At 63.3% G+C, this 26,814-nt stretch carries 25 protein-coding genes; 10 read left to right on the top strand and 15 right to left on the bottom strand.

Annotated elements, in window-relative coordinates; translation table 11 throughout:
• Window positions 1-8: 8 nt before the first annotated feature.
• Together AB6809_RS16895 and AB6809_RS16900 are read left to right on the top strand one after the other, a co-directional pair.
• Window positions 9-422: a group II truncated hemoglobin gene (locus tag AB6809_RS16895; protein WP_006048234.1), complete on the top strand. Its 414-nt coding sequence runs from the start codon at window positions 9-11 to the stop codon at window positions 420-422.
• Window positions 415-1,095 carry a DUF924 family protein gene (locus tag AB6809_RS16900; protein WP_029969819.1) on the top strand — a complete coding sequence of 227 codons (681 nt, stop codon included), beginning with the start codon at window positions 415-417 and terminating at the stop codon, window positions 1,093-1,095. The genes AB6809_RS16895 and AB6809_RS16900 overlap by 8 nt, the downstream gene beginning before the upstream one ends.
• Before the next feature lie 32 nt (window positions 1,096-1,127).
• Here the strand turns inward: AB6809_RS16900 and AB6809_RS16905 are convergent, their stop codons facing one another.
• From AB6809_RS16905 to AB6809_RS16955, 11 genes are all read right to left on the bottom strand, one after another.
• Window positions 1,128-3,287, bottom strand: coding sequence for a glycosyltransferase family 39 protein (locus AB6809_RS16905; protein WP_029969818.1), 2,160 nt, complete (start codon window positions 3,285-3,287; stop codon window positions 1,128-1,130).
• 538 nt (window positions 3,288-3,825) lie between these two features.
• Complete coding sequence (locus tag AB6809_RS16910) at window positions 3,826-4,572, bottom strand: SDR family oxidoreductase (protein ID WP_029969817.1); 747 nt, start codon at window positions 4,570-4,572, stop codon at window positions 3,826-3,828.
• 173 nt (window positions 4,573-4,745) lie between these two features.
• Window positions 4,746-5,330, bottom strand: coding sequence for a TIGR00730 family Rossman fold protein (locus AB6809_RS16915; RefSeq protein ID WP_371026881.1), 585 nt, complete (start codon window positions 5,328-5,330; stop codon window positions 4,746-4,748).
• Between the two features lie 10 nt (window positions 5,331-5,340).
• A complete protein-coding gene (locus tag AB6809_RS16920) occupies window positions 5,341-6,054 on the bottom strand; it encodes a TetR/AcrR family transcriptional regulator (protein WP_006048229.1) in 714 nt (237 codons plus the stop codon).
• Window positions 6,055-6,205: 151 nt separating this feature from the next.
• Window positions 6,206-6,955: a diacylglycerol kinase gene (locus AB6809_RS16925; RefSeq protein WP_081653044.1), complete on the bottom strand. Its 750-nt coding sequence runs from the start codon at window positions 6,953-6,955 to the stop codon at window positions 6,206-6,208.
• 20 nt (window positions 6,956-6,975) lie between these two features.
• Window positions 6,976-8,007, bottom strand: coding sequence for a glycosyltransferase family 1 protein (locus tag AB6809_RS16930; RefSeq protein WP_029969815.1), 1,032 nt, complete (start codon window positions 8,005-8,007; stop codon window positions 6,976-6,978).
• Between the two features lie 59 nt (window positions 8,008-8,066).
• A complete protein-coding gene (locus tag AB6809_RS16935) occupies window positions 8,067-9,008 on the bottom strand; it encodes a UDP-2,3-diacylglucosamine diphosphatase (protein WP_006048226.1) in 942 nt (313 codons plus the stop codon).
• Between the two features lie 203 nt (window positions 9,009-9,211).
• Complete coding sequence (locus AB6809_RS16940) at window positions 9,212-9,703, bottom strand: RDD family protein (protein WP_035570260.1); 492 nt, start codon at window positions 9,701-9,703, stop codon at window positions 9,212-9,214.
• A gap of 90 nt (window positions 9,704-9,793) precedes the next feature.
• A complete protein-coding gene (locus AB6809_RS16945) occupies window positions 9,794-10,555 on the bottom strand; it encodes a DUF3106 domain-containing protein (RefSeq protein WP_029969811.1) in 762 nt (253 codons plus the stop codon).
• Between the two features lie 16 nt (window positions 10,556-10,571).
• A complete protein-coding gene (locus AB6809_RS16950; protein WP_006048223.1) occupies window positions 10,572-10,994 on the bottom strand; it encodes a DUF3619 family protein in 423 nt (140 codons plus the stop codon).
• Window positions 10,991-11,554, bottom strand: coding sequence for an RNA polymerase sigma factor (locus tag AB6809_RS16955; protein WP_006048222.1), 564 nt, complete (start codon window positions 11,552-11,554; stop codon window positions 10,991-10,993). Before AB6809_RS16955 ends, AB6809_RS16950 begins: the two co-directional genes overlap by 4 nt.
• Before the next feature lie 354 nt (window positions 11,555-11,908).
• Between AB6809_RS16955 and AB6809_RS16960 the strand changes: the two genes are divergently transcribed.
• From AB6809_RS16960 to AB6809_RS16990, 7 genes are all read left to right on the top strand, one after another.
• A complete protein-coding gene (locus AB6809_RS16960; protein WP_006048221.1) occupies window positions 11,909-13,672 on the top strand; it encodes an acetolactate synthase 3 catalytic subunit in 1,764 nt (587 codons plus the stop codon).
• A gap of 112 nt (window positions 13,673-13,784) precedes the next feature.
• On the top strand, window positions 13,785-14,276 hold the full coding sequence (gene ilvN / locus AB6809_RS16965; protein ID WP_025602412.1) for an acetolactate synthase small subunit: 492 nt from the start codon (window positions 13,785-13,787) through the stop codon (window positions 14,274-14,276).
• A gap of 109 nt (window positions 14,277-14,385) precedes the next feature.
• Window positions 14,386-15,402: a ketol-acid reductoisomerase gene (gene ilvC / locus AB6809_RS16970; protein ID WP_006048219.1), complete on the top strand. Its 1,017-nt coding sequence runs from the start codon at window positions 14,386-14,388 to the stop codon at window positions 15,400-15,402.
• A gap of 1,169 nt (window positions 15,403-16,571) precedes the next feature.
• Window positions 16,572-18,269 (top strand): group II intron reverse transcriptase/maturase, encoded by a 1,698-nt coding sequence (gene ltrA, locus AB6809_RS16975; protein WP_371026882.1) that lies wholly within the window; start codon window positions 16,572-16,574, stop codon window positions 18,267-18,269.
• A 117-nt stretch (window positions 18,270-18,386) separates the two neighbouring features.
• Entirely contained in the window at window positions 18,387-19,025 is a 639-nt protein-coding gene (locus AB6809_RS16980; protein ID WP_006048218.1) for a phosphatidylserine decarboxylase, read from the top strand.
• Window positions 19,026-19,049: 24 nt separating this feature from the next.
• Window positions 19,050-19,919 carry a CDP-diacylglycerol--serine O-phosphatidyltransferase gene (gene pssA, locus AB6809_RS16985; protein ID WP_006048217.1) on the top strand — a complete coding sequence of 290 codons (870 nt, stop codon included), beginning with the start codon at window positions 19,050-19,052 and terminating at the stop codon, window positions 19,917-19,919.
• Window positions 19,920-20,377: 458 nt separating this feature from the next.
• Window positions 20,378-21,925: a 2-isopropylmalate synthase gene (locus tag AB6809_RS16990; RefSeq protein ID WP_029969809.1), complete on the top strand. Its 1,548-nt coding sequence runs from the start codon at window positions 20,378-20,380 to the stop codon at window positions 21,923-21,925.
• A 115-nt stretch (window positions 21,926-22,040) separates the two neighbouring features.
• Here the strand turns inward: AB6809_RS16990 and AB6809_RS16995 are convergent, their stop codons facing one another.
• From AB6809_RS16995 to AB6809_RS17010, 4 genes are all read right to left on the bottom strand, one after another.
• Window positions 22,041-23,609 (bottom strand): SulP family inorganic anion transporter, encoded by a 1,569-nt coding sequence (locus AB6809_RS16995; protein WP_029969808.1) that lies wholly within the window; start codon window positions 23,607-23,609, stop codon window positions 22,041-22,043.
• Between the two features lie 118 nt (window positions 23,610-23,727).
• A complete protein-coding gene (locus tag AB6809_RS17000) occupies window positions 23,728-24,363 on the bottom strand; it encodes a carbonic anhydrase (protein ID WP_029969807.1) in 636 nt (211 codons plus the stop codon).
• Window positions 24,364-24,601: 238 nt separating this feature from the next.
• Window positions 24,602-25,159, bottom strand: coding sequence for a hypothetical protein (locus AB6809_RS17005; protein WP_029969806.1), 558 nt, complete (start codon window positions 25,157-25,159; stop codon window positions 24,602-24,604).
• A gap of 130 nt (window positions 25,160-25,289) precedes the next feature.
• On the bottom strand, window positions 25,290-25,514 hold the full coding sequence (locus AB6809_RS17010) for a hypothetical protein (RefSeq protein WP_371026886.1): 225 nt from the start codon (window positions 25,512-25,514) through the stop codon (window positions 25,290-25,292).
• Between AB6809_RS17010 and AB6809_RS17015 the strand changes: the two genes are divergently transcribed.
• A complete protein-coding gene (locus AB6809_RS17015) occupies window positions 25,432-26,667 on the top strand; it encodes a branched-chain amino acid ABC transporter substrate-binding protein (RefSeq protein ID WP_044020723.1) in 1,236 nt (411 codons plus the stop codon). The two genes, AB6809_RS17010 and AB6809_RS17015, sit on opposite strands and share 83 nt — an antisense overlap.
• Window positions 26,668-26,814 lie beyond the last annotated feature (147 nt).

The following is a 26,814-nucleotide window of genomic DNA, read 5'->3' on the forward strand; positions in this document are numbered from 1 at the left end:
GAGTGGTTATGAGTGAGATCGACAACGAAGTCTCCGCGGCGCAGCCGACGGCCTTCGAACTGGTCGGCGGCGAAGCGCGCGTGCGCGAACTCGTCGACCGTTTTTACGACCTGATGGACCTTGAAGCAGAGTTCGCCGGCATTCGCGCGCTGCATCCCGAATCGATGGACGGTTCGCGCGACAAGCTGTTCTGGTTTCTGTGCGGATGGCTGGGCGGCCCCGATCATTACATCAGCCGCTTCGGGCATCCGCGGTTGCGCGCGCGGCATTTGCCGTTCGCGATTGCATCGAGCGAACGCGATCAGTGGCTGCGCTGCATGGCCTGGGCGATGGAAGACATCGGGCTTGACGAGCCGCTTAGAGAACGCCTGCTTGGTTCGTTCTTCGAAACGGCCGACTGGATGCGCAACCGCAATGGCTGACGCTGAACGCGCGGCGCCGCCTCGCACGCCGGCGGATCTCGCCGCTTACAGCGCGCTCGATCCGCGAGCGCGCGAGGTGCTCGACTGCTGGTTCGGCGCGCCCGATGCGCCGGGCTTCGGTGAGGCGCGCAAGCAGTGGTTTTCCGCCGACGAATCGTTCGACGCGATGCTGCGCGAACGTTTCGGAACCCTTATCGATGCGGCGCGCGACTCGCGCCTCGACAGTTGGACGGCCACGCCGCTCGGCGCGCTTGCGCTCGTCATCGTGCTCGATCAGTTTTCGCGCAACTGCCATCGCGACACGGCGCGTGCGTTTGCAGCGGATCACAAAGCGGTGGAGATCGCGCAGCAGATGGTGGCGAGCGGCGCGGATCGGCTGTTGCCGAGCGCGCATCATCGCGCGTTTGCCTATCTGCCGTTCGAACACGACGAGGCGCCGGCGAGCCAGCGGGAGTCGCTGCGTCTTTTTAAAGCGCTCGCCGGGGAGCCTGGTGGCGAGTCGTATTATTCGTTCGCCGTTAGGCATGCGGAGATCGTCGAGCGCTTTGGGCGCTTTCCGCATCGCAATGCGGTGCTTGGGCGGGAATCGACGGCGGAGGAAATCGCGTTTTTGCGCGAGCCAGGGTCGTCGTTTCAGTCGCGGCGGGCGAGGAAGCGGGCGCGCGGTAGTTAGCGGCGTGCCGCGCAGCGCCACCCGGCGTCAGGTTACCGACCATCAACCACAGCCGGCACCGTCGGCGTGCGCACAAAAACGCGCAACAACTCGTCGGTATCGCCGGGACGCGCGCCCGACCAGAAGAGCCGCCAGTCGCCCGTCGGTTGAAGTGCGTTGTTGCGGCGGCTTTCGACGATCAGCCATGTGCACTCGGTCGTGCGCGGGTTCGCGGTCGGCTGATGCTCGATGTCGGTGAAGTAGTCGAGCATCGGCGCCTCGGATTCGCCGAGCCCGACGCTCGCCATGCAATCGCCGTCGTTCCATTGCGCGCTCAGCGCGGCGCCGAGGTTCTCGAACACCGAGCGGTAGCTTTTCGCGTAGTCGAGCCACGGCAGCAGCAGCGTGCTCACGAGTCCCCACGCGACGATCGCGCCCGCGCACCAGCTCAGCACACCGCGCCATTTGCCCGCGTACTTGAAGGCGGGCAGTAACCATAGCCAGCCGAGCGTCATCACTAATGCCGCGGCGATCAGCGCGGGTTTCATCGGCAAGACCCAGTCGAGCGGCAGCCATCGGCCGAGCCGGTGCAGCGAAGCATGCGTGTTCGCCGGACTGCTCATGATCGACCACACGATCCACGCGAGCGCCGCCACGCTGCCGAACAGCACGCGGCTCGCCATGTCCCACACCACATGCAGACGCGGCGGCAGGCGCTCGACGCCTTGCATCGCCAGCAATGCGAGCGGCGCGATGAACGGCAGGATGTACAGCTCGCGGATCGTCGCCGAGCTTTGCAGCACGGCGAAGCCGACACCCGCGAAGATCGCCGGCAAGGCGACGCGCGGATCGCGCCAGCGCTGCCATGCGCCGCCGCCGAGCGCGGCCAGCACAAGCGGCGCGACTGGGAAGCCGACGCTTAGGACCGTGCGCAGCACGAACAGCCGGCTTTCGCTTTCGGAGCCGAGTTCGGCGACCGAAAAACCGAAAAAGCGGCCGACGTTGTTATCCCACAGCCAGACCTTGAAGAGCGCCTCGGAGCGCAGATAGAAGCAGATCGGCCAGATCAGCGCGAACGGCGTGCAGACGAGCGCCGCGACGCCGAGCGCGGCGGCGAAACTGCGGCTGCGGCACGCGCGGTAGAGCGCGAACACTGCGCAGACGGTCGCGCCGAAAACCAGCGGCACGAACAGGCCCTTGGCGAGAAACGATACGCCGACGCCCGCGCCGAACATCGCCGCGCCGCTCAGAATCGCGTGCCGGCGCTCGCGCGCGGCGTCGGCGGAAAGGCGCTCTTGATGGCCGTCGTAACGAAGATGCGCGAGCACGAGTTCGAACAATCCGCAGAAGCCGATCGCCGCGCCGGCCATCAACGCGACGTCGGTCATCATGTCGTGCACATGCTTGACGACGACGAGCGTGCCGCCGAACAGCGCCAGCGTGCCGATCACGCGCAGGTCGAACCAGCTCGGCGCATTCACCGCGCGGCGCGCGACGCGGGCCGTGTAGTAGACCGTCAGGCCCGCGAACAGCGCACTCGCGAGCCGCGCCGCGTCGTGCAAGGGCAGGTAGCGGCCGAACATCCACGCGAAGCTCGCGGCCACCCAGTCGTAGACAGGCGGTTTTTCGACGAACGGCTGCCCGGCGTTGGTCGGCACGACGAGATCGCCGGTGTCGAGCATGTGCTGGACGATGCCGAACGTGTACGTCTCGTCCTGTTTCCAGGGATCGTGTCCCAGGGTGCCGGGCAGCAGCCACGCGCAGAGGATGGCGAGGGCGATCAGGTACGTTAGCGGGCGTGAGGCGCTGAGCGTGTGCCAGCGCGGGGCGCGGCTGTTGCCGTTGCTGTTGCTGTCGTTTGAGTGGTCCGCAGGCGGTGAGCCGATGGTGGGTTCGTTGCCTGCGGCGGGTGCGTGAGGTTTGGAGGGCTTGGCTGGTCGGGCTGGGGCCGCGGCCTCGGCGGTCAGGGCTTGGGCCGTATTGGGACTGTTTGCGGCAAGGTCGGCCGAGCGCGCATGCTCGGCACTGTCGATGAGACCGGCCATGTGCGCTTGCGGCGCGTTGTCGATGAGGCTGGCCATGTGCGCCTGCTGTGCGCTGTCGATAACGCCGGCCACGCGCACTTGCGGCGAGCTATCGACAACGCTGGCCGGCGCGGACACCGCTGCCGCGGCGTTCCCGTTGCGCCACGGTGCGGAAGGTTTTTCTTGCATGAAACGAATCTCTGGTCGCGGTGCGCGGCAGCATCGCGCGCACGATGTTCTGGCTTGCGTCGCACGAGGCCGCGCGATTCCCGCGATTGTAGTCTCCGATTATTACGACCGATTACACGTGCGACGGCGCACGGATGCGGCGATTGCGCCTGCCGTGGCGGTGGATATAGCGGGCAGTGGAAGCAACGCGAGGCTTATCTAGGAGCGCCGCGTGAGCCGACGGACCGGAGAGCGGAAAGAGGGCGGAAGGGATGAGGAAGGAGCGCTTAACGGAGGCGGAGAAAAGCCGAATGCATTGCAGAAAGAGCGCCGAAGTAAGGCGAAAAAAAACCGGAAAGATTGCAACGAAACGCGGAAGAAATGCGGAACGAACGCGGAAGAACGAGGCGGAAGAACGAGGCGGAAGAACGAGGCGGAAGAACGAGGCGGAAGAACGAGGCGAAAGAACGAAGGCGAAAGAACGAAGGCGAAAGAACGAAGGCGAAAGAACGAAGGCGAAAGAACGAACGCCGAACAACAGCAGACCAACCCCCGCCGCCTAACGCCCCCCAGCGACATCCACAACCGCCCCAGTGACATACGACGCGGCGTCACTCAACAACCACACGATGGTCTCAGCCACTTCATCAGCCCGGCCCGGACGGCCCAATGGCGTCGCCGCGCCGAGTTGCGCCGCACGCTCGGGCTTGCCGCCGCTCGCGTGGATTTCGGTATCGATGAGCCCAGGCCGCACTGCATTGACACGCACGCCGCGCGGCCCGAGTTCCTTCGCGAGGCCGAGCGTCATCGTATCGACTGCGCCTTTGGAGCCTGCGTAGTCGACGTATTCGTTGGGCGAACCCAAACGCGCCGCCGCCGACGACACATTCACGATCACGCCGCCCACGCCGCCGCGATCCGTCGACATGCGCCGCGCGGCTTCGCGCGCGCACAGATAGGCGCCGAGCACGTTGACGTCGAACATGCGCGTGAGGCGTGCGAGATCCATATCGGCAAGCGGCATGGACGGCGCGACGATGCCCGCGTTGTTGACGAGCGCGTCGAGCCGGCCGAATTTCTGCACGACCGCGTCGAACATGGCGATGACGTCGGCTTCGTTTGCGACGTCGCCGGCAATCGGCAGCGCGCGTCCGCCGGCTCGCTCGACTTCAGCGACGGTTTCCTCGGCGGCCGCGAGATTCCGCGCGTAGTTCAGGCCCACCGACCAGCCGCGCGCGCCGAGCAAGCGCGCGGTCGCGCGGCCGATGCCGCGGCTGCCGCCGGTGATGAGAACGGTTTGAGTCATCGCAACCTCGACATGCCAAGTAGAGTGAGCGCTGGAAACGCAGCGGGACAAAACGCAGCGGGAAAAAACCCAACGAAAAGCGACGCAGAAAGCGAAGCTAAAAAACGAGAGCAAAGCCGAGAACGCACGGAGAAACCCGCGGCGCTCTCAGCCGCAAGCGCAGCCGCCCCCGCTCAAACCGCTTCCCGCTTAACCGCCCACTTATCCGCAACCGGCGGCTGATACCGTTGCAGCTTGCCGATCAGCGTGGCCGCATCGGAGTCGATCTGCAGGATATCGACATACGTCTGCCGCATGAAGCCTTCGTCCACCGTGTGCTGCAAGAGCTTCATCAACGGATCGTAAAAGCCGTCGATATTGAGCAGCGCCACCGGCTTGTGGTGGTAGCCGAGCTGCGCCCACGTGTAGACCTCGAAGAACTCTTCGAGCGTGCCCGCGCCGCCCGGCATCGCGACAAACGCATCCGAGAGATCGGCCATCATCTTCTTGCGATGATGCATGTCGGGCACGACGTGCAACTCCGTCAGGCCGTTATGACCGACTTCCTTGTTGACCAGCAGTTCGGGAATCACGCCGATCGCGCGGCCGCCTTCGGCCATCACCGTGTCGGCGATCTCGCCCATCAGCCCGACCTTGCCGCCGCCATACACAAGCGCCAGGTCGGCTTCGACCAGCGCGCGGCCGAACGCACGCGCGGCCTCTGCATACAACGGTTTGGCTCCATTCGCGGAGCCGCAATACACACACACCGACTTCATGAAAAACGTCCTATTCGTTGCGAGGCGCGGCGCCTTCCTTCGGCGGCAGATAGTCGTAGAACTCGCGTTTCTCGAGCTTGCCCGAAACGAGATCGTCGAAAATTTGCCGTGAGCGGCCGCGCAGATAAGGCGCCATCAACGACACGATCTGCACGCTCACCTGATGCAGTTCCGCGCGAATCGTCTCCTGCTCGTTGTATTTGCGCGGATTCATCACGAACTGATACGACAGCCAGTACGTTGCGATCACACCGATGTTCGTGGCGATCACCTGCAACTCGTCCGGCGTGGCGACCATTTCGCCGTCGGCCACGAGCTGATCGCAGAACTGGCTCGCAAAGCGCACCTTATGGCTGATGATCTGCTTGAAGTGCGTTTCGAGCGTGCGGTTGCGTGCGAGCAGATCGTTCAGATCGCGATACAGGAAGCGATAGCGCCACGTGAAATCGACCATGTACTGCAGATAGGACCACATTTCGTCGATGGTCGCGCGATGGTCGTCGGGAAAACGCAGACGCTTTTCGATCTCCTGCTCGAACTGGCTGAAGATGCTGTTGATGATGTCGTCTTTGTTGCGGAAGTGGTAGTACAGGTTGCCTGGACTGATTTCCATTTCCTCGGCGATCGTCGTCGTCGTGACGTTCGGCTCGCCGATTTCGTTGAACAGTTTCAACGACAGTTCGAGTATCCGTTCGCGCGTGCGGCGGGGAGGTTTGGCTTCCATGTCGTCCGGCCCTGGTTACGCCGGGTTGGGCGCGCGGCGGCGTGCCGCTGCTGTAGGTCCACCCGGACGCGGTTGCTGTTTTTTAAGACTGCCGGACGATTATAAACCGAGCGTTCGAATCTCTAGCGGGTACTCAGGGTTTCCATGAGCTTCACAGCCACGCTTTCACCCAATCAACGCCGAGCGGGCCGACGATCAGCCCCCACGTCATCACGCACATGCCGAGCGCGACCATCACCGCGGCGCTGCCCAGGTCTTTCGCGCGGCGCGACAGCTCGTGCCGTTCGAGCGAGATACGGTCGATGGCCGCTTCCACGCTCGAATTCAGCAACTCGACAATCAGCACGAGCAGCACCGAGCCGAGCAGCAACACGCGCGAGACGGGCTCAACCGGAACCAGCACGCCGCACGGCAGCAGAATCGCGGCCAGCGTCAGCTCCTGACGAAACGCGCTTTCCTCGCGGATCGCCACGCGAAAACCCGCGAGCGAGTTTTTCATCGCGTGCCACGCGCGCGTGAGGCCGCGATTGCCCTTGTACGGATTGAACGGCAGCGGCGCGAGCGGATCGTCGGGGCTGAGCGGCTCGTGCTGGATTTCGGCTGCGGCGTGTGAGCCGTGCCGGTTGATGCCGGCGTTTTCGTCGCCGTCGCCGTCAAGGCGGCTGTGGCGAGCGTGGCCTTCGTGGCCGCTCATGCGATGGGCTTCTGCATGGTTCATGACGGCGGACTCGCTAATGCTATCGAACGGCTCGACGCTCGCGGCTTCGTGGTCATCATGGTCGTCGCGGTCGTCGCGGTCGTCATGGTTGACGCGAGCGTCGTGAGCATCGCTGCCGGCGTGCGCGGCGCGCAGCGCGCCGTTCGCGGACGCGCGGCTTGCAGGAGAAGATCGGCTTCGCATGGACAACCCGGCGCGCCGCGTCACGCGGCTGCGCTTTCCTCGCGATACGACGCGCGCGGCAACGGCTTCAGATGCGCGGCGAATTGCTCGGAGGCCGCGGCCCACGAGAAGCGCTCGGCCCACGCGCGTGCATGCGCGCGGTCGATCTTCAGCGCTTCGAGACACGCTTCGCGCAGGTCTTCGTCCATCGCGCCGGCGCCGCCGTCGCCGAGTACGTCGATCGGGCCGGTGACCGGATACGCCGCTACCGGCGTGCCGCAGGCGAGCGCCTCGAGCAGCACCAGACCGAACGTATCGGTGCGGCTCGGGAACACGAATACATCGGCTGCCGCGTAGACTTTCGCGAGTTCAGCCTGCGACAGCACGCCGAGATAATTCGCTTGCGGATAGCGCGACTTCAGTTCCGCGAGCGCGGGGCCTTCGCCGGCAACCCACTTCGAGCCCGGCAAATCGAGCTTCAAGAATGCCTCGACGTTTTTCTCGACGGCCACACGCCCCACATACAGAAAGATCGGCCGCGCGGTGTTGAGCACCTTCGAGTCCATCGGATGAAAAATCTCGAGATCGACGCCGCGTGTCCACAGCACGACGTTCGTGAAGCCGAATTTCTCGAGGTCGTTCCTGACCACGGGCGTCGGCGCCATCACCGCGAGCGACGGCTTGTGGAACCAGTGCAGGAACTTGTACGTCGCGGCGAGCGGAATGCCGAAGCGCGCCTGCACATACTCGGGAAAGCGCGTGTGATAAGCGGTCGTGAACGGCAGCTTGTGCTGGATCGCGTAGGCGCGCGCGGCCATGCCGAGCGGACCTTCGGTGGCGATATGCAGCGCGTCCGGTGCGAACTCGCCGATACGCTGACGCAGCTTGCGGCGCGGCATCAGCGACAAGCGGATCTCGGGATACGTCGGGCAGGGGATCGTCCTGAATTCGAGCGGCGTCAGCAGATCGACGCGATGGCCGAGTTCGGTCAGCTCGCGCGTGGTGTTCTTGAGCGTGCGCACGACGCCGTTGACCTGCGGTTCCCATGCGTCGGTGACGATCATGATCTTCATCGGTTTGCTCCTCGGATGGTTCGTCGATTCGGCCCAGCGGACTGGAGAGCGGCGTTGCGTCAGGCAGTCGCCCGGGCTTTTTGCACGCCGGCTTGCGGGCTGCGCATCGCGGTCCAGTAGATCACCTTGAGTTCGCCTTCATAGGTTTCGACGAGCGCCGACAGGCTTTCGACCCAGTCGCCGTCGTTGCAATACAGCACGCCGTCGATGTCGCGAATCTCGGCTTTGTGGATGTGTCCGCAGACCACGCCGTCGCAGCCGCGGCGGCGCGCTTCGTCGGTCATCACGCGTTCGAACGACGAGATGAAGTTCACCGCGTTCTTGACCTGGTGCTTCAGGTATTGCGACAGCGACCAGTACGGAAAGCCGAGCCGGCTGCGGATCCGGTTGAACCAGCGGTTCAGGATCAGGATCATCGTGTAGAGCGTGTCGCCGAGATACGCGAGCCATTTCGCGTGCTGGATCACGCCGTCGAACAGATCGCCGTGGACGATCCACAGGCGCTTGCCGGCGAGCGTCGTGTGAAACGCCTCGCCGCGCACGTGGATGTCGCCGAACGCGAGGTCGCAGAACTGACGCGCGGCTTCGTCGTGATTGCCGGGCACGTAGATCACTTGCGTGCCTTTGCGCGCCTTGCGCAACACCTTCTGCACGACGTCGTTGTGCGCCTGCGGCCAGTACCAGCCTTTCTTCAACTGCCAGCCGTCGATGATGTCGCCCACCAGATACAGGTATTCCGACTCGTTATGGCGCAGGAAGTCGAGCAGATACGGCGCCTGGCAGCCGCTCGAGCCGAGGTGGATGTCCGACAGCCAGATCGTGCGGTAGCGGTGCGGCTCGGCGTGCTCGTCGTCGTGTTGCGGCGTCTCGGTGTCGATCGGCTGGGGCACGGCGGGCAGCGCGAAGCCGTGGCTAGGGCTGGATTCCGGACGGAACGCGACGGGGTCGACGCTCGGGCCGGTCTGGCGGAACAGGGAAGTCGCGGACGTTTTGGAGTCCATGGCTCACGCGTCGAGTTGCAGTGCCCGTATTGGGCCTACCACGCGTGACGGTGCCGTGACAGTCACGAGAAGTTCTTATTACTGCGGGAGCGATGGGAGGTGATGCGATGTGATGCGAGATCAGGCGATAGCGAAGCGTTTGCTTCGCGTGGTGGATGCGCGGTTCAGTGCGCGGTCGACTGCGCGACGCGCGCGTGCAATGTCTAGCGCGCGACTTCGATCACGCGCGTGCCGGCGAGCCGGTCATGCAGAAACTGGCGGCTCGCGCCGAGGCGCCCCGTGGCCGCCCACAGCACGAACCAGATTCCGGCGATCGCAAGAGTTTGCGGTAAGCGCAACCCGAGCAGCGGATGAAGCGCGAGCGGCGGCAGAAACCATAGCCACGCCAGCAGATAGCGCCCGACGGCGCGCCACGCGGAGAGCGGTGCGCCATTCGCTGTGACGACGCGCAGGCGCCAGGTTTTCATCGGCAGCGTCTGGCCGCCGTGGGTCCAGAACCAGACGAAATACAGACCGACGACGAACCCGATCCACGTCGCCATCACGTTGTGATGCGTGAGCCCGTTGCGCTGCTGCGTGAGCGTGCTGAACAGATACCCCGCGATAAACACGACGCCGAACAGCAGCAGCGCTTCGTAAAGCAGCGCGGCGAGGCGGCGGCGAACGCTCGGGGAATTGCCTGGTGAAGTGGACACGGCAACGGGCGAACTCGCGCTGGACGCGGTGCCCGAATCGGGATTGACGGTGGCGGAAGTGGCGCGCGATTCGGACACGGGCAGCGCCGCTTACGAACCGTTGAAGATGGACGGCGCTTCCGCCGGCGAAACCGGCAGCGGCGTGGCCGGCACGAAGCTGCCGGCCGCCGGAATGCCCGGCAGCGACGCCGGGCTCGGCAACGACGCGGCCGCAGCGGCCGCGCTGGCCGACGGCGTGCCGCTCGCGGCGCGCTCACGCGCATTGACCAGACGGTCGAGCCCCTTGATCTCGCTGCGGCCCGACGGCGGTGCGCTGACCACACTCGGACGCCGCTTATGCTCGCTTGCGGCGAGCCGCTGCTTCTGTTCCTCGGGCAGTTCCTGATACGCCTTCCACGCGTTCTGACGCGCTTCGCGCGGCAACTGCTTCGAGACCTGATAGTTCTCGCGTGCAACGCGCCGCTGATCGGGCGTCATGCGGACCCATTCGGTCATCCGGTCGTGCAGGCGTTTTTGCGCTTCCGGCGACAGCTTCGAGTAACGCGACGCGATTTTCAGCCACTTGCGCTTGCGCTCGTCGCTGAACGAATCCCACTGCGCCTCGAATGGCGCGAGCGCGATATGCTCGGCCGCGCTCAGGCGCGACCAGGCCATCGGGCTTTTACTGCCGGGCAGGCTCGGCAATTCGACGCCGAGCGTGGGTGCGGGCGCGGGCGCCACGCCGTTGCTGTTCGCAACGGGCGCGCCGGCGGGCGAGGGGCTCGGGTAGAAGCGCGGATACGTGGCGGCAAACGACACGAGCGCCGCTATCGCACATCCGAAAACAACGGCCAGACCGCGCTTGTAGCTCACCCGAACGATCTCCCGCTCAGTGGGCGCGCGAAAGATACGCGTTGAAGCCGTGGTCGAGATAGGCATTGAGCGGCAGGTCGTCGCTTAACATGGCGGCATCGATATCGGCGAGTTCGGCCGTGCGTTGCTGGTCTTCCCAGTAGGCAATGCCGACGAGGCTCACGACCAGCGCGGCGAGCGGCCACGCCAGCGCGAAGCGGCGCAGCGGCGAACGGCGGCGCTCTGGGCGTTGTTCATCCGGCAGACCGGACGGCACGCCCGCAAACGACGGGACGAACACCGGCGCGGCGGCGGTTTCGGGCTTCTTGCGGGCAAGCGCGGCACGGCGGGCGGCGGCCAGCCGGTCGACGGCGGCGGACGGAATGCCGGCCGCGTTTTCGTCGAGCGCGCGGCGCACCTGGCGGGCGAACTCGAGTTCTTTTGTTTCGAGGGAGCTCATAGCGTGATTCCTTTGGCCTTGAGCGCTTGCGCCAGCGTGTGGGTGGCCCGCGAGCAGTGCGTCTTCACACTGCCTTCGGAGCAGCCCATGGCGGCGGCAGTCTCGGCGACATCCATATCTTCCCAATAACGCATGAGAAACGCCTCCCGTTGACGTGCCGGCAACTTTTGGATCTCGTCGTCGATCATTTGCAAGACCTGTTCGCGCTCGAGTTTCTGCTCGTTGCTCTCGGCGCCGGCCGAGCCTTGCTGCGCCTCGAAGGTTTCCAGCGGATCGAATTCGTCGTCGTCGGCATTACCGAACGACGAAAACAGGCTCACCCACGTATTGCGCACTTTCGCACGACGGAAATAGTCGTGCATCGCATTCTGCAGAATACGCTGAAACAGCAGCGGAAGCTCGGCCGCGGGACGGTCGCCATATTTTTCGGCGAGCTTGATCATCGCGTCCTGCACGATATCCAGCGAGGCGTCGTCGTCCCGCACGGCGTAGACCGTCTGCTTGAATGCGCGCCTTTCGACGCCCGCCAGAAAGTCGGCGAGTTCCTTGTCTGATGCCATCCGTTTGGGGGTCGGCGCAGCGAGCGTGCGCGTAATCGGTCGAAAAATGTCGTAAAACCCGCGGATGCTAACAAATTTTTGCGCGAGCAGGGGCGAAACGTGGGACCGCCGCTGTCGTCGCGAGGCGGCGCGTCGGTCATTAAAGGGCGTCCCGGCGGGCGTTGGGGCAATATTTGCTTGACCGCGCGGACGTCTGCCGCTATCGTCGCTGGTTCGCAATATAAGTGACTTGTCTCATTGAGGTGTGGCCCAAGAAGCTCACCTGTCAACTGGACGCGCCGCTTGAACCCGAGCCACAAGCCCGGCAGAGAGCACCCGATCAATTTTTTGCCGAAAATTCGAAAGGTGAATCAAATGAATATGCCCAGCGCGGAATTCTCCACGTCGGATACCACTCCACAACACGAAGCTGACTCTATCGGCGCCACCGTGCTCATGAAGGCACTGGCCGACGAAGACGTCGAATTTGTTTGGGGCTATCCCGGCGGCTCGGTACTCTACATTTACGACGAGCTGTACAAGCAGGACAAGTTCGAGCACATCCTCGTGCGCCACGAACAGGCCGCGGTTCACGCCGCCGACGCGTATGCGCGTTCCACCGGCAAGGTCGGTGTGTGCCTCGTGACCTCCGGCCCCGGCGTCACCAATGCGGTGACCGGCATCGCCACCGCCTATATGGATTCGATCCCGATGGTCGTGATCAGCGGCCAGGTGCCGACTGCCGCGATCGGCCAGGATGCGTTCCAGGAGTGCGATACGGTCGGCATCACGCGTCCTTGCGTGAAGCACAACTTCCTCGTGAAGGACGTGCGCGACCTCGCCGCCACCGTCAAGAAAGCCTTCTACATTGCCCGTACCGGCCGTCCCGGCCCGGTGCTGATCGACATTCCGAAAGACGTGTCGAAAGCGCCTTGCCAGTACGAGCCGCTCAAGAGCGTGTCGCTGCGCTCGTACAACCCGGTCACGAAGGGCCACTCCGGCCAGATTCGCAAGGCCGTGTCGCTGCTGCTGTCGGCGAAGCGCCCGTACATCTACACCGGCGGCGGCATCATTCTCGCGGACGCATCGCGTGAGTTGAACCAGTTCGCCGATCTGCTCGGCTATCCCGTCACCAATACGTTGATGGGTCTGGGCGGCTACCGCGCGAGCGACAAGAAATTCCTCGGCATGCTCGGCATGCACGGCACGTACGAAGCCAACATGGCCATGCAGCACTGCGACGTGCTGATCGCCATCGGCGCGCGCTTCGACGACCGTGTGATCGGCGACCCGGCGCACTTCGCGTCGCGTCCGCGCAAGATCATCCATATCGACATCGATCCTTCTTCCATTTCCAAGCGCGTCAAGGTCGACATTCCTATCGTCGGCGACGTGAAGGAAGTGTTGAAGGAGCTGATCGAGCAGTTGCAAACAGCCGAGCATGGCCCGGACACCGCGGCGCTCGCCGACTGGTGGAAGGACATCGAAGCCTGGCGCGCGAAAGACTGCCTGAAGTTCGACCGCAAGAGCGACATCATCAAGCCGCAGTACGTGGTGGAAAAGGCGTGGGAACTGACTGACGGCAACGCGTTCGTCTGCTCCGACGTCGGCCAGCATCAGATGTGGGCGGCCCAGTTCTATCGCTTCAACAAGCCGCGCCGCTGGATCAACTCGGGCGGCCTGGGCACGATGGGCTTCGGCCTGCCGGCGGCGATGGGCGTGAAGATGGCGCACCCGGACGACGACGTGCTGTGCATCACGGGCGAAGGCTCCATTCAGATGTGCATTCAGGAGCTGTCCACCTGCAAGCAGTACGCCACGCCCGTGAAGATCATCTCGCTGAATAACCGCTATCTGGGCATGGTGCGCCAGTGGCAGCAGATCGAGTACAGCAAGCGCTATTCGCATTCGTACATGGACGCGCTGCCCGATTTCGTGAAGCTCGCCGAAGCGTACGGCCACGTCGGCATGCGTATCGAACGCACGGCCGACGTCGAGCCGGCGCTCAAGGAAGCGCTGCGCCTGAAAGATCGCACCGTGTTTCTCGACTTCCAGACCGACCCCACCGAAAACGTCTGGCCGATGGTCCAGGCCGGCAAGGGCATCACCGAGATGCTCATGGGTTCGGAAGATCTATAACGACGGTTTGTAGCGCCGGCTTCGTCACGAACGTCTTCAAAAAAGACGCAGTCGGACGAAGCGGCGCCGGACTGTTCGCAGACATCGACAAAACATCTGGAAGAAGCGAATCATGAGACACATTATTTCCGTCCTGCTCGAAAACGAACCGGGCGCGTTGTCGCGCGTCGTCGGTCTCTTCTCGGCACGCGGCTACAACATCGAAACCTTGACGGTGGCTCCGACCGAAGACCGTTCGCTGTCGCGCATGACCATCGTCTCCATTGGCTCGGACGACGTGATCGAACAGATCACGAAGCATCTGAACCGCCTGATCGAGGTGGTGAAAGTGGTCGACCTTACCGAGGGCGCCCACATCGAGCGCGAGCTGATGCTGATCAAGGTGAGGGCGGTCGGCAAGGAACGTGAAGAGATGAAGCGGATGTCGGATATTTTCCGCGGCCGCATCATCGACGTCACCGAAAAGACCTACACGATCGAACTGACGGGCGCGAGCGACAAGCTCGACGCCTTCATCGAAGGACTCGACTCCACGGCAATTCTCGAAACGGTCCGCACGGGCAGTTCGGGCATCGGCCGCGGCGAGCGCATTCTGAAGGTGTAACGCGCAGCGTCCGATCCTGGCCGGTGGCGCTCATCACTATCCGGCCTTGCAGCACAACATTCGCAGTATCTGAATCTCTCGAATCATCGAATTTAGCCAAGGAACCGACATGAAAGTTTTCTACGACAAGGACGCCGATCTCTCCCTCATCAAGGGCAAGCAGGTCACCATCATCGGCTATGGCTCGCAAGGCCATGCGCACGCGCTGAATCTGAAGGAAAGCGGCGTGAACATCACGGTCGGTCTGCGCAAGGGCGGCGCATCGTGGAGCAAGGCTGAGAATGCCGGCCTGCAAGTCAAGGAAGTGGCGGAAGCCGTGAAGGGCGCGGACGTCGTCATGATGCTGCTGCCGGACGAGCAGATCGCAGAAGTCTACGCAAAGGAAGTGCACGCAAACGCCAAGCAAGGCGCTGCGCTGGCATTCGCGCACGGCTTTAACGTGCACTACGGCCAGGTGATTCCGCGCGCCGACCTCGACGTCATCATGATCGCGCCGAAGGCGCCGGGCCACACGGTTCGCGGCACCTACTCGCAAGGCGGCGGCGTGCCCCACCTGATCGCGGTTGCGCAGGACAAGTCGGGCGCAGCACGTGACATCGCGCTGTCGTATGCTGCGGCGAACGGCGGCGGCCGTGCCGGCATCATCGAAACGAACTTCCGCGAAGAAACGGAAACCGACCTGTTCGGCGAACAGGCCGTGCTGTGCGGCGGTACGGTCGACCTGATCAAGGCCGGCTTCGAAACGCTGGTGGAAGCGGGCTACGCGCCGGAAATGGCGTACTTCGAATGCCTGCACGAACTGAAGCTGATCGTCGACCTGATCTACGAAGGCGGCATCGCGAACATGAACTACTCGATCTCGAACAACGCCGAATACGGCGAGTACGTGACGGGTCCGCGCATCGTGACGGCTGAAACGAAGAAGGCGATGAAGGCCGTGCTGACCGACATCCAGACGGGCGAGTACGCAAAGAGCTTCATCATCGAGAACAAGGCCGGCGCACCGACGCTGCAATCGCGCCGCCGTCTGACGGCCGAGCACCAGATCGAGCAGGTCGGCTCGAAGCTGCGCGCCATGATGCCGTGGATCGCGAAGAACAAGCTGGTCGACCAATCGAAGAACTAAGAAGTCCGTTTTATCGCCTGAAACCGGCGCGGCGCATCGCCGCATGCGCCGGTCATGCAAAAAGCCGCCCGAGGGTGCTGAACCCCGGGCGGCTTTTGCTATCCTACGGTTTTACGTGCGACACGCACGCTCGTGTCCGTCAGCCCCACGTTACGGGGCATCGACTAGAGGGTTATTGAGGAAGGTCTCGACTGGACTCACCATGCCCTCCGCAGGCGGTTCCCTTGTGAGCCGCACTTTAAGAAGTAGATGTGTCCTTCGGGGCACACCTTAGTAGTGAACACGGGACACGGTGCAGTCTGCCGTCAACCGTATTGCATTGACCTGATTACCGTCAGGTCCCGCCCAGTCAGCGGCTTCATCTCCGCCGACAGGGCGGGGTGATGTGTGCAATTCCCGCGCCCTCGGGCAACGGAGTCGCTGAACGATACGAGCGAAAGCTCGGCGTGTCATTGTTCGGCCTCGCTGGCTGCATTGGCGAGGGTAGTGAACCTGCTGTACGACCAGCAGTAGCCTAAGAAGACATGCGTCACTGGCAACGGTGAGGTGTGAAGCTCTTCCAACAATGTACCCCCCGGAAGTTCGGGCGGACGGTCGTTGTGAAACGACCATCTGGAAACTCCAAGCAGCAACGGGGTTGAGGGGCTAGGCTGGCTGATACGGTTAACACAAGTGAACTGCTGATAAACCTCGTAAGTAGGACGGTGCCAAAGCTGCTGATAGGCATCAACCAAAAGGTGTGCGGTCGGATAGCTCGCTGTAAATTCGGGCTACGTCGTCTTCGGACCGCCGGGGAATAGGCAGAACCTAAGTCGGTCGTGTGACATGCCGGGAACGTGGTAAGCCTGTATGGTTGCCGGCGCAGTTAGGCTGGCAGGCGGACCGTGAGGAACGCTGTTGATTGTGCAGGTAGAGGACGACGGAAAAAGCGAAGGCCGGGCTGTAATGGTCCGGATAGAGGTTGAGACATTACCTCACGCGAAAGCGGGCAGACTTCCGTCTGGTCTACCGTCGCAAGACGGCTGACTGACCTTTAGCTGGAACTGGTGATTGCTGGCGGCTTCTTAGTCGTCAGTGTTTGTTGTTTACCCCCTTGCGGGAGCAGATCGCTCCCGCAAGGGGTGATCTGTTCTCCGCTCGGGATTCACTTCTTCGAGTAGGAGAGCAGCATGAGAGTGTCTATCCGAGAGGATGGATCTGCGCTTTCCCACGCGCCGGACAACTGGTACGCCGTAGATTGGCGACGGGTTGAACGGAACGTGAGAGGGATGCAGATACGAATTGCGAAGGCGACGCGGGAAAGTGACTGGCGCAGGGTGAAAGCCCTGCAAAGGATGCTGACCCGCACGTTGTCCGCGAAGCTGTATGCGGTACGACGTGTTACGCAGAACCAGGGTGCGCGAACGGCGGGAGTCGATCGCGAACTGTGGGATTCACCTGAGAGCCGATGGGAAGCTATCGGCAGGTTGAAACGGCGCGGATATAAGCCTCTGCCATTACGGAGAGTCTTTATCCCCAAGGCCAATGGGAAAGAACGCCCTCTGGGCATTCCAACCATGCGGGACAGGGCGATGCAGGCCTTGTATCTGCTGGCCTTGGAGCCGGTGTCGGAATCGACGAGCGACCCGAACTCGTATGGGTTCAGGTTAAACCGCTCGACGGCTGACGCCATGTCGCAGATCTTCGTTGCCATGTCCCAAAAGGGTTCAGCCCGATGGGTATTGGAGGCGGACATCAAAGGCTGCTTTGACCATATCAACCATGAATGGCTGGAAAACCATGTCCCGATGGACAAGGAGATCCTCCGGAAATGGTTGAAGGCTGGCCTGATTTATAAAGGCCAGCTACAGGCGACTGAGGCTGGTACGCCGCAGGGAGGGATCATCTCCCCGACGTTGGCGAACGTGACGTTGAACGGGCTGGAGCGTGAACTGATTGCGCACCTCGGTGCGAAATTCGGAATCGCAAAGGCCAAGAAGCTGAAAGTGAATGTGGTGCGGTACGCGGATGACTTCGTGATTACTGGCGACTCGCAAGAGGTGCTGGAGCAGGAAGTTTGGCCTTGGGTGGAAGCATTCCTTGCCGGTAGAGGATTGCAACTCTCCGAGGAGAAAACACGGATCACGCACATTGACACAGGCTTTGATTTCCTTGGGTGGAATTTCCGAAGGTACTCGGGAACGCTACTTATCAAGCCGAGCAAAAAGAACGCGCGAGCGTTCTATCGCAAGGTGGCGGAAACGATCAACGGTAACAAGACGGTGAAGCAGGCGAGTCTGATCCGGCTGCTGAACCCGATGCTACGAGGCTGGGCGCGGTATCACAGTCCCGTAGTAGCCAAAGAGGCGTACAGCCGCATGGAGTCTTTGATTTTCCGGAGACTCTGGCGGTGGTCTAAGAGGCGGCACCCGAGCAAGAGTGCCGACTGGGTGAGAAAGAAGTACTTTCACTCAGAGGGCAGCCGACACTGGGTGTTTGCTGTTCCAGTGGTTCGTGAAGCAGGAAAGGGGTTACTTGAGCTGTACCAGATCAGCGGTACTGAAATCAGGCGACACAGAAAGGTCAAAGGGGCGTTCAACCCATTTGACCCAGAGTGGGAGCAATACGGCGAGCAGTTGCGCGAGGCACGCATGGAACATTCGATGCGACACCGGCGACAATGGGTCTCGTTGTACATGTCACAGAGCGGGTTGTGTGCGCACTGTAGATGCGCTCTGACGAAGGAAACCGGTTGGCATGACCATCATCTGGAGTATCGGATGCATGGTGGATCGGATGCTCTTTCGAACAGGGTTTTGCTTCACCCGGACTGCCACCGGCAAGTGCACGCAGGTAAAATTGCAGTAACTAAGCCGGCCCGGGACTAACCCCGGGCTTTGTTTGTAGATTTGAGCCGTATGCGGGGAAACTCGCACGTACGGTTCTTAGGGGGCTCCTCTTCCGCGAGGAAGGGGGGCTACCCTCCAAAAATACTGAAGCCATCCATGAATTACCCACATCCGATCATCGCGCGAGAAGGCTGGCCGTTTATCGCCATCGCGGCCGTTGTTGCCTTACTGGTTCACGCTTTCGCGGGGTTCGGCTTTGCTTGGATCTTCTGGCTGATCCTGATCTTCGTCGTGCAGTTCTTCCGCGATCCGGCGCGCCCGATTCCGACGCAGGCCAATGCCGTGCTGTGTCCCGCGGACGGCCGCATCGTCGCAGTGGAAACCGCGCACGATCCGTATGCCAATCGTGAAGCGCTGAAAATCAGCGTGTTCATGAACGTATTCAACGTGCATTCGCAGCGCTCGCCCGTGGACGGCGCGATCTCGAAGGTCGAATATTTCCCCGGCGCGTATCTGAACGCCGCGGTGGACAAGGCCTCGCTCGAAAACGAGCGCAATGCGATCGTGATCGAAATGGCCGGCGGGCAAACGGTGACGTCCGTGCAGATTGCCGGTTTGATCGCGCGGCGTATTCTTTGCTACGTCCGTGCAGGCGAGCCGCTTACGCGCGGTCAACGGTATGGCTTTATCCGCTTCGGCTCGCGTGTCGACGTTTATTTGCCGGTGGGCAGCCGTCCGCGTGTGTCGATCGGCGAGAAGGTGTCGGCGTCGTCCACGATTCTCGCTGACCTGTAAAGCGGCACAAAGGAGATTGTCCGAATGGCCGCATTCAAACCGCGCCGACCGCGCAACAGTGGACCGCTGCCGCGTCCGTTCCGTCGCAACAAGCCGATCGTCGCGGAGTCGCCGGCGGTGGACAGCCGGCGCGCGCAGCGTCAGCAATTCCTGAGAAAGCGCGGCATTTATCTGCTGCCGAACGCGTTCACCACGGCCGCGCTGTTCTGCGGTTTCTTCGCCGTCGTGCAGGCCATGAACGTGCGCTTCGAAATCGCGGCCATCGCGATCTTCGTGGCCATGGTGCTCGACGGCATGGACGGCCGCGTCGCCCGTATGACGCATACGCAAAGCGCATTCGGCGAGCAGTTCGACAGTCTGTCCGACATGGTGTCGTTCGGCGTCGCGCCGGCGCTCGTCATGTATGAGTGGATTCTGAAAGACCTCGGCCGATGGGGCTGGCTCGCGGCGTTCGTCTATTGCTCGGGCGCGGCGTTGCGCCTCGCGCGCTTCAACACGAACATCGGCGTGGTCGACAAGCGGTTCTTCCAGGGCATGCCGAGCCCGGCGGCGGCGGCGCTGATTGCGGGCTTCGTGTGGCTCGCCACCGACAACCGCGTGCCGCTCAAGCTCGTCTGGCTGCCGTGGGTCGCGTTCGTGCTGACCATCTATGCGGGCGTGACCATGGTCTCGAACGCGCCGTTCTATAGCGGCAAGGCGCTCGACGTGCGGCATCGCGTGCCGTTCGGCGTGATTCTGCTCGTGGTGGTCGCGTTCGTGCTGGTTTCGTCCGATCCGCCGCTGATGCTGTTCGGCCTGTTCGTGCTGTACGGTTTGTCCGGCTATGTGTTCTGGGGTTACCAGGTGCTGCGTGGCCGGGGCAATCCCGCTCGTTCGGTCGCGCACGACAGGTAGCCGGCCGCCTCGCGCGCGTGTCGCTCGAAGCTTGTGCTGCATGAGAGAACGGCGTCCTTCGGGGCGCCGTTTGTTCTTTGGCAAGCCACCATTGCGATGCTGTCCGCGGACACCGGCGAGGCGCTTGCCAGCCGCGCCTGGCGTGAATTGCACGGCGGGTGGAATGCCGCTATAGTCGTTGGATGACTGTGCCGGCGATGCTTTCTTCCGCAGCAACGGCGCGAGGCCAGGCGGTTCGGCGAATGGCAGTGCAGTGCGCGCCGAGCGTAATGCAAGCCGCAGTTTGAATCGCAGAATAAAGCCAGCTTGACCGTGCATGCGCCGTGTATCGACGCGCCAACCGCTAGAGTCGCGGCTCGCGGTCTGCGGTCCGGTCGAGTGCCTCGGAGCCCTAACGGCGACCGCATCCATTCCAATATCCGACTCCCACAATCGAACGACTCCGCAGGAGACTCCTCATGTCCGACAAACTGATCATATTCGACACTACGCTGCGTGACGGCGAACAATCGCCTGGCGCATCGATGACGAAAGAAGAAAAAATCCGCATCGCCAAGCAACTCGAGCGGATGAAAGTGGATGTGATCGAGGCAGGCTTCGCGGCGAGTTCGAACGGCGACTTCGACTCGATCCAGACCATCGCCGGGTTGATCAAGGAGAGCACCGTCTGCTCGCTCGCCCGCGCGAACGACAAGGACATCCAGCGCGCGGCCGACGCGCTCAAGCCCGCCGAGCGTTTCCGCATTCACACGTTTATCGCGACGTCGCCGTTGCACATGGAAAAGAAGCTGCGCATGACGCCCGATCAGGTGTTCGAGCAAGCGAAGCTTGCCGTGCGCTTCGCACGCAAATTCACGGACGACGTGGAGTTTTCGCCGGAAGACGGCAGCCGCTCGGACATGGACTTCCTGTGCCGCGTGCTCGAAGCGGTGATTGCGGAAGGCGCAACCACCATCAATATCGCCGATACGGTCGGTTACGGCGTGCCGGAGCTGTACGGCAATCTCGTCAAGACGCTGCGCGAGCGCATTCCGAACTCGCACAAGGCGGTGTTCTCGGTGCATTGTCATAACGACCTCGGTATGGCGGTCGCCAATTCGCTCGCGGGCGTGCAGATCGGCGGCGCGCGTCAGGTCGAGTGCACGATCAATGGTCTCGGCGAGCGGGCGGGCAATACGTCGCTCGAGGAAATCGTGATGGCCGTGAAAACGCGCAAGGATTATTTCGGGCTCGAACTCGGCCTGGATACGACGCAGATCGTGCCGGCTTCCAAGCTGGTGTCGCAAATCACCGGTTTCGTCGTGCAGCCGAACAAGGCCGTGGTCGGCGCAAACGCGTTCGCGCACGCGTCGGGCATCCACCAGGACGGCGTGCTGAAGGCGCGCGACACCTACGAAATCATGCGCGCGGAAGACGTGGGCTGGAGTGCGAACAAGATCGTGCTCGGCAAATTGTCGGGCCGCAATGCGTTCAAGCAGCGTCTGCAGGAACTGGGTATCGCGCTCGACAGCGAAGCGGAACTCAACACGGCATTCGCACGCTTCAAGGAACTCGCGGACCGCAAGTCGGAGATTTTCGACGAGGACATCATTGCGATCGTCACCGAGGAATCGGCTGAGGCGCAGCAGAAAGAGCACTACAAGTTCGTGTCGCTGTCGCAGCATTCGGAGACCGGCGAGCAGCCGCACGCGAAAATCGTGTTCGCGGTGGACGGCAAGGAGATCACCGGCGAGGCGCGCGGCAACGGTCCCGTGGACGCCACGCTCAACGCAATCGAAACCGAAGTCGGCAGCGGTTCGGAGTTGCTGCTTTACTCGGTGAACGCGATCACCACCGGCACGCAGGCGCAGGGCGAAGTGACGGTGCGGCTTTCGAAGAGCGGGCGTATCGTCAATGGCGTCGGCACCGATCCGGACATCGTGGCTGCGTCGGCGAAGGCGTATATCTCGGCGCTCAACAAACTGCATTCGAACTCGGACAAGCTGAATCCGCAGCGGTCGGAGTGAGCTCGCACGGAGCGCTTGTCGATAGATAGAAAGATGAAGCCCCGCGCCTCGAATGGGCGCGGGGCTTTTTTGATGCGGCGTGCGCGTGCCGCTCGCACGCCGCCGTCTCCCCACGTTACTCCGTGGCCGGGCGCCGCATCGACCAGCCGCGCGCCGCGCGCGCCTGCGCGCGCACCTGATGCCGCACTTCGACGGAAATGCCGCGGCGAGGCGCATCCTCGACGAAGCTGTCGAGCAGCTCACGCACGTCGTGATCGACGAAATCCGCGCGCGTCGCATCGACGATCAGCGTGGCGCCGTCGGGAATCTGCTGCAGGTAGTGTTTGAGCGGCACTTTGCCGAGAAACGACACGTCCTTGCGGAACGACAGCAGAAAATGATCGCCGTGTTGCGCGAGCACGATCGGGCGGCGCAGATTCGCATACAGCGCGAGCAGCACGCTGCACAGAATGCCGAGCACGATGCCGATCAGCAGGTCGGTCGCGAGCACGCCGACCAGCGTGACGATAAACGGTGCGAAGGGCGCGAACCCTTGCTTCGCGACCGCGACGAACAGCGACGGCTTGGCGAGCTTCACGCCCGTGAAAATAAGAATGGCCGCGAGACAGGCGAGCGGAATCAGGTTGATGACGCTCGTCAACGCAAACACGCTGACCAGCAGCAGTACGCCGTGAATGATCGCCGACAGACGGCTTTGCGCGCCGGCATGCACGTTCGCGGAACTGCGCACGATCACTGCGGTGATCGGCAGCCCGCCGATCGCACCCGCAATCAGATTGCCCACGCCTTGTGCCTTGAGCTCGCGATCCGGCGGCGCGGGACGGCGTTCGGGGTCGATCTGCTCGACCGCCTCGAGGCTCAGCAAGGTTTCGAGACTGGCGACGATGGCGAGCGTGATCGCGACGCGCCACACGTCCGGATTGACGAGCTGCGCGAAATGCGGCCCGAAATCGGCCCACTCGAGCGCGACGCTCAAGGCCGCGAACGATTCGAGCGACGGCAACGCCACGCGATGCTCGGCGGCCGGCGCGAGCGATGGCGCGAGCATCGTCAGCAGCAACGTTGCGCCGATCCCGAGCAGGACGACCGCAAGCGGCGCGGGCACGATGCGCACCAGCGCGAAGCGGCGCATGGGCCGTGTTTCCCAGGCCATCAGGATCGCGAGCGATAGCAGCGTGATGATGCACGCGACCAGCGACACCGCGCCGAACGGCGCCATGATCGTGCCGCCTGCTGGCGCGGCGCCCGGCGCTTGGCCGTTGACGAGCCCAAGTGCGAGCGGGAACTGCTTGACGATCAGCAGGATACCGATCGCGGCAAGCATGCCCTTGATGACCGGCGACGGCACATACGCGGCAAAGCGCCCCGCCTTCAGCACGCCGAAGCCGAACTGGATCGCGCCGGACAACAGCACGGCCGCGAGAAACGCGGAAAAGCTGCCGAGCTGCGCGATTCCGTCGACGACGATCACGACGAGACCCGCCGCCGGTCCGCTCACGCTCAGGCGCGAGCCGCTCAGAACCGCGACGACCAGCCCGCCGACGATGCCCGAGACGAGCCCGGCAAACGGCTCGACGCCCGACGCGTTCGCAATGCCGAGGCATAGCGGTAGAGCCACCAGAAAAACGACGATGCCCGCAAGCATGTCGCGCTGAAATGTCGAAAAAAAAGCTCGAAGATTCATGGTGTCGGTGCAGAAATAGGTGAGGCCTGGTAAGAGGCGAAGGCTGAACCGGATAGGCATGCGCGCGGCGGCGGCACGGACGCGTGCCACGCTTGCGCTGCGCGCTACGCGCTACGCGCTACGCCGCGCTGTGGGCGGCTGTCTCGCAGGTCATCGCGTCGTCGGCCTCGTAGCCCGACGTGAGCACTTTGAGGCGTCCGTCTTCCAGCGCGAAGATCCAGCCGTGCACAAGCGGCGCCTGCTCCGCGTCGCGCACGATCGGATTCGCGCGAAGCTGGCGCACCTGTTCGAGCACGTTCAGTTCGGCCAGGCGGTCGACGCGCTCACGTTCGCTTGCGCGCGCGTCCAGTTCGTCGTGATGGGTCCTCGCGAGCGAGCAGAGCGGCGCGATGCGGCGGTTCACATGCGGCAGGCTCGGATCGGGCGGCAGCAGCGACGCACGCACGCCGCCGCAGCCGTAATGTCCGCAGACGATCACGTGAGCGACCTTCAGCACGCGCACCGCGTATTCGAGAACGCTGGCGGAGTTGTCGTCGTCGGGATTGAAGAGGTTGGCGATATTGCGATGGACGAACAGGTCGCCCGGCTCGCAATGCGTGATGGTTTCGGCGGGCACGCGGCTGTCCGAGCAGCCGATCCACAGCACATGCGGATTCTGACCGCGCGCCAGTTCACGGAAGAACCCGGGGTTGCGCTCGGCGGTGTCGTGTGCCCATGCGACGTTGGCGACGAGAAGGCGTTTAGGACGATTCATCGATAGCGGCTCCAAAAAGGGGCGCATCGTCCGGTGCAGGAATCACGGCCGTGCCGTGTGGTCGCGCTCGTCGTTGGGCAGATCGACCAGCACCGGTTCAATGCTTACAAAAGCCTTTCTAACAAAAAATTAATCGTCTGTGTGTGAAATAAAATTCGTCGTGATGCGAAATAAATAAAAAAAAGCCGCTTGGGTGAGCGGCTTTTGGAGATTCGTGCGTAGTGAATGACAGCGCGGGCTAGAACAGGTTCCGGCGATCTGGATCGTGCAGCGGATCGGGCGTTTTCTGCGTGAGACGCAGCACACCCTGGTCGTCGAAATAGAAGCTGAACATCATGTACCAGTAGTTGTCCTCGAGATAGCGATAGGTCCAGACCTCGCGCTTCATCAACGGGAAGTAGGACGTTTCGACCGGGCGGCCGAAATTCACCAGCACCTCGCCCCTCGTCCATTTGCCGACTTCGGCGCGGTAGAACTCGTTCGGCTGCAAAACCTGGCGCACATTGACGATCTTGCCGGACGCGTCGATGTCGGCCGCGGTGGTGGTTTCGCCCATCGGCTGCGTGGGCCACATCAGCCGCTTGCCGCCGTTCGGCAGGTCGTAGCTTTCGCGCGGCGGGCCGAGGCGCGCGACGATCGTCGATTCATCCGCGCCGGCCTGATATTGCTGCCAGGGCTGCGCGCAGCCGGCGAGCGCGAGCACGCTCAGGCAGACGAGCGCCGCGCGGCGCACGCGCCCGCGCACGTCAGCGGGCGCCCCGGTCGAGGCCGCCTTGCGGTGATGGCGGTTGAACATGAATTCCTCCAATGGCTTGAGTGGCGGTTTTTCTTGTCGATACAGAACATTTTGACACGCGGCGCCGGGAACATGTGCCCGCCCGCGCGCCGGTTGGCCGGCTTGCACGATAACGGCTCGCGCGGCTTGCTTATTCCATCGCGCGCGCCCTATGATCCGCGCTTTGACGAATCAGACGGACGCGGACGATGGCGAACTGGCACAGCAAGACGGCGGCGGTATCGGTGGCAATGTCGGTGGCAATGTCGGTGGCGATGGCGGCGATCTCGGCGATGTCGGCAACTTGCGCCGTCGCGGCCGAAACCGCGCCCAGGCCAGCCGGCGCGCCGATCCAGCTCGCGTTGATCGAGGGCATGTCCGGTCCGTTCGCGAACGCCGGCGCGGCCGTGGAGCGCAATCTGCGCTTTGGCGTCGAGCAGGTCAACGCGCGCGGCGGCGTGAAGCTCGCCGACGGCGCGCATCCGTTGGAACTCGTCGTGCTCGACAGCAAGGGCGGCACCGAAGAGGCACTCACGCAACTGCGCGCGGCGGCGGATCGTCACATCGGCTACATCCTGCAGGGCAACAGCTCGGCGGTGGCGGCGGCGCTCATCGGCGCGATCGACAAGCAGAACAGCCGCGAGCCGGGCAACCGCGAGCTGTTCCTCAATTATTCCGCCGACGACCCCGCGCTGACCAACGCCAACTGCAGTTTCTGGCACTTCCGCTTCGACGCGCACGCGGGCATGCGCATGGACGCGCTCGCCGACGTGATCCAGCGCGACATGGCCGTGAAGAAGGTGTATCTGCTGAACCAGGACTACAGCTTCGGCCATGACGTCAGCAGCCTCGCGCGTTCCGCGCTGCGAGCGAAGCGCCCGGACATCGCCGTGGTCGGCGACGAATTCCATCCGATTGGCCGCGTCAAGGACTTCGCGCCGTACGTCGCGAAAATGCGCGCGAGCGGCGCGGACGCGGTGATCACCGGCAACTGGGGCAACGACCTGACGCTGCTCGTGAAGGCGGCGCGCGAACAAGGTTTCGATGCGAAGTTCTACACGTTCTACGGCAACAGTCTCGGCGCGCCGGCGGCGCTCGGCGAGGCGGGCGTGGGACGCGTGATCGCCGTGGCCGACTGGCATCCGAACGCGGGCGGCGCGGCCTCTGATGCGTGGTACGAAGCGTTCCGCGCGCGTTTCCCGGCCGCGCAGGACGACTACCCGGTGTTGCGCATGCCGCTGATGATCGAAACGCTCGCCGCCGCGATGAACCGCGCGCAGAGCGCCGATCCGACGGCGGTTGCGCGGGCGCTCGAAGGCATCCGGTTCGACAACGGCTTTCACGCGTCGTGGATGAGGGCGGACGATCATCAACTGATCCAGCCCCTGTACGTGATGGAGATGGATAAAGCCGGCACGCGCGGCGTGCATTTCGATAACGAAGGCTCGGGTTTCGGGTTTCGCACGGTGCTCGCGTTGCCGGCGGAACGCACGGTGCCGCCGACCGTCTGCAAGATGAAAAGGCCGTGAGCGGCGAGAGTGGCCAGATCGGCCGCTGCGCTGCGTCGTCGCGAGGCCGTCTGGAACCGCCATTGAGCCCGGCGCTGCGGGATTCGCGGCGGGATCGCACTGTGCTACAATACGCGTCCCGTTGCGGTGCTGGACGTCGGCAAGCTC

Origin of the sequence: Paraburkholderia sp. RCC_158, from assembly GCF_041355255.1 — a bacterium.
In the GTDB taxonomy this organism is placed as follows: Bacteria; Pseudomonadota; Gammaproteobacteria; order Burkholderiales; family Burkholderiaceae; genus Paraburkholderia; species Paraburkholderia graminis.

What these genes read in the sequence shown, in the direction of transcription:
- AB6809_RS16895 (WP_006048234.1), top strand. Translation starts at nt 9, where the DNA reads ATGAGTGAGATCGACAACGAAGTCTCCGCGGCGCAGCCGACGGCCTTC.
- AB6809_RS16900 (WP_029969819.1), top strand. Translation starts at nt 415, where the DNA reads ATGGCTGACGCTGAACGCGCGGCGCCGCCTCGCACGCCGGCGGATCTC.
- AB6809_RS16905 (WP_029969818.1), bottom strand. Translation starts at nt 3,287, where the DNA reads ATGCAAGAAAAACCTTCCGCACCGTGGCGCAACGGGAACGCCGCGGCA.
- AB6809_RS16910 (WP_029969817.1), bottom strand. Translation starts at nt 4,572, where the DNA reads ATGACTCAAACCGTTCTCATCACCGGCGGCAGCCGCGGCATCGGCCGC.
- AB6809_RS16915 (WP_371026881.1), bottom strand. Translation starts at nt 5,330, where the DNA reads ATGAAGTCGGTGTGTGTGTATTGCGGCTCCGCGAATGGAGCCAAACCG.
- AB6809_RS16920 (WP_006048229.1), bottom strand. Translation starts at nt 6,054, where the DNA reads ATGGAAGCCAAACCTCCCCGCCGCACGCGCGAACGGATACTCGAACTG.
- AB6809_RS16925 (WP_081653044.1), bottom strand. Translation starts at nt 6,955, where the DNA reads ATGCGAAGCCGATCTTCTCCTGCAAGCCGCGCGTCCGCGAACGGCGCG.
- AB6809_RS16930 (WP_029969815.1), bottom strand. Translation starts at nt 8,007, where the DNA reads ATGAAGATCATGATCGTCACCGACGCATGGGAACCGCAGGTCAACGGC.
- AB6809_RS16935 (WP_006048226.1), bottom strand. Translation starts at nt 9,008, where the DNA reads ATGGACTCCAAAACGTCCGCGACTTCCCTGTTCCGCCAGACCGGCCCG.
- AB6809_RS16950 (WP_006048223.1), bottom strand. Translation starts at nt 10,994, where the DNA reads ATGAGCTCCCTCGAAACAAAAGAACTCGAGTTCGCCCGCCAGGTGCGC.
- AB6809_RS16955 (WP_006048222.1), bottom strand. Translation starts at nt 11,554, where the DNA reads ATGGCATCAGACAAGGAACTCGCCGACTTTCTGGCGGGCGTCGAAAGG.
- AB6809_RS16960 (WP_006048221.1), top strand. Translation starts at nt 11,909, where the DNA reads ATGAATATGCCCAGCGCGGAATTCTCCACGTCGGATACCACTCCACAA.
- ilvN (WP_025602412.1), top strand. Translation starts at nt 13,785, where the DNA reads ATGAGACACATTATTTCCGTCCTGCTCGAAAACGAACCGGGCGCGTTG.
- ilvC (WP_006048219.1), top strand. Translation starts at nt 14,386, where the DNA reads ATGAAAGTTTTCTACGACAAGGACGCCGATCTCTCCCTCATCAAGGGC.
- ltrA (WP_371026882.1), top strand. Translation starts at nt 16,572, where the DNA reads ATGAGAGTGTCTATCCGAGAGGATGGATCTGCGCTTTCCCACGCGCCG.
- AB6809_RS16980 (WP_006048218.1), top strand. Translation starts at nt 18,387, where the DNA reads ATGAATTACCCACATCCGATCATCGCGCGAGAAGGCTGGCCGTTTATC.
- pssA (WP_006048217.1), top strand. Translation starts at nt 19,050, where the DNA reads ATGGCCGCATTCAAACCGCGCCGACCGCGCAACAGTGGACCGCTGCCG.
- AB6809_RS16990 (WP_029969809.1), top strand. Translation starts at nt 20,378, where the DNA reads ATGTCCGACAAACTGATCATATTCGACACTACGCTGCGTGACGGCGAA.
- AB6809_RS16995 (WP_029969808.1), bottom strand. Translation starts at nt 23,609, where the DNA reads ATGAATCTTCGAGCTTTTTTTTCGACATTTCAGCGCGACATGCTTGCG.
- AB6809_RS17000 (WP_029969807.1), bottom strand. Translation starts at nt 24,363, where the DNA reads ATGAATCGTCCTAAACGCCTTCTCGTCGCCAACGTCGCATGGGCACAC.
- AB6809_RS17005 (WP_029969806.1), bottom strand. Translation starts at nt 25,159, where the DNA reads ATGTTCAACCGCCATCACCGCAAGGCGGCCTCGACCGGGGCGCCCGCT.
- AB6809_RS17015 (WP_044020723.1), top strand. Translation starts at nt 25,432, where the DNA reads ATGTCGGCAACTTGCGCCGTCGCGGCCGAAACCGCGCCCAGGCCAGCC.
- AB6809_RS17010 (WP_371026886.1), bottom strand. Translation starts at nt 25,514, where the DNA reads ATGCCCTCGATCAACGCGAGCTGGATCGGCGCGCCGGCTGGCCTGGGC.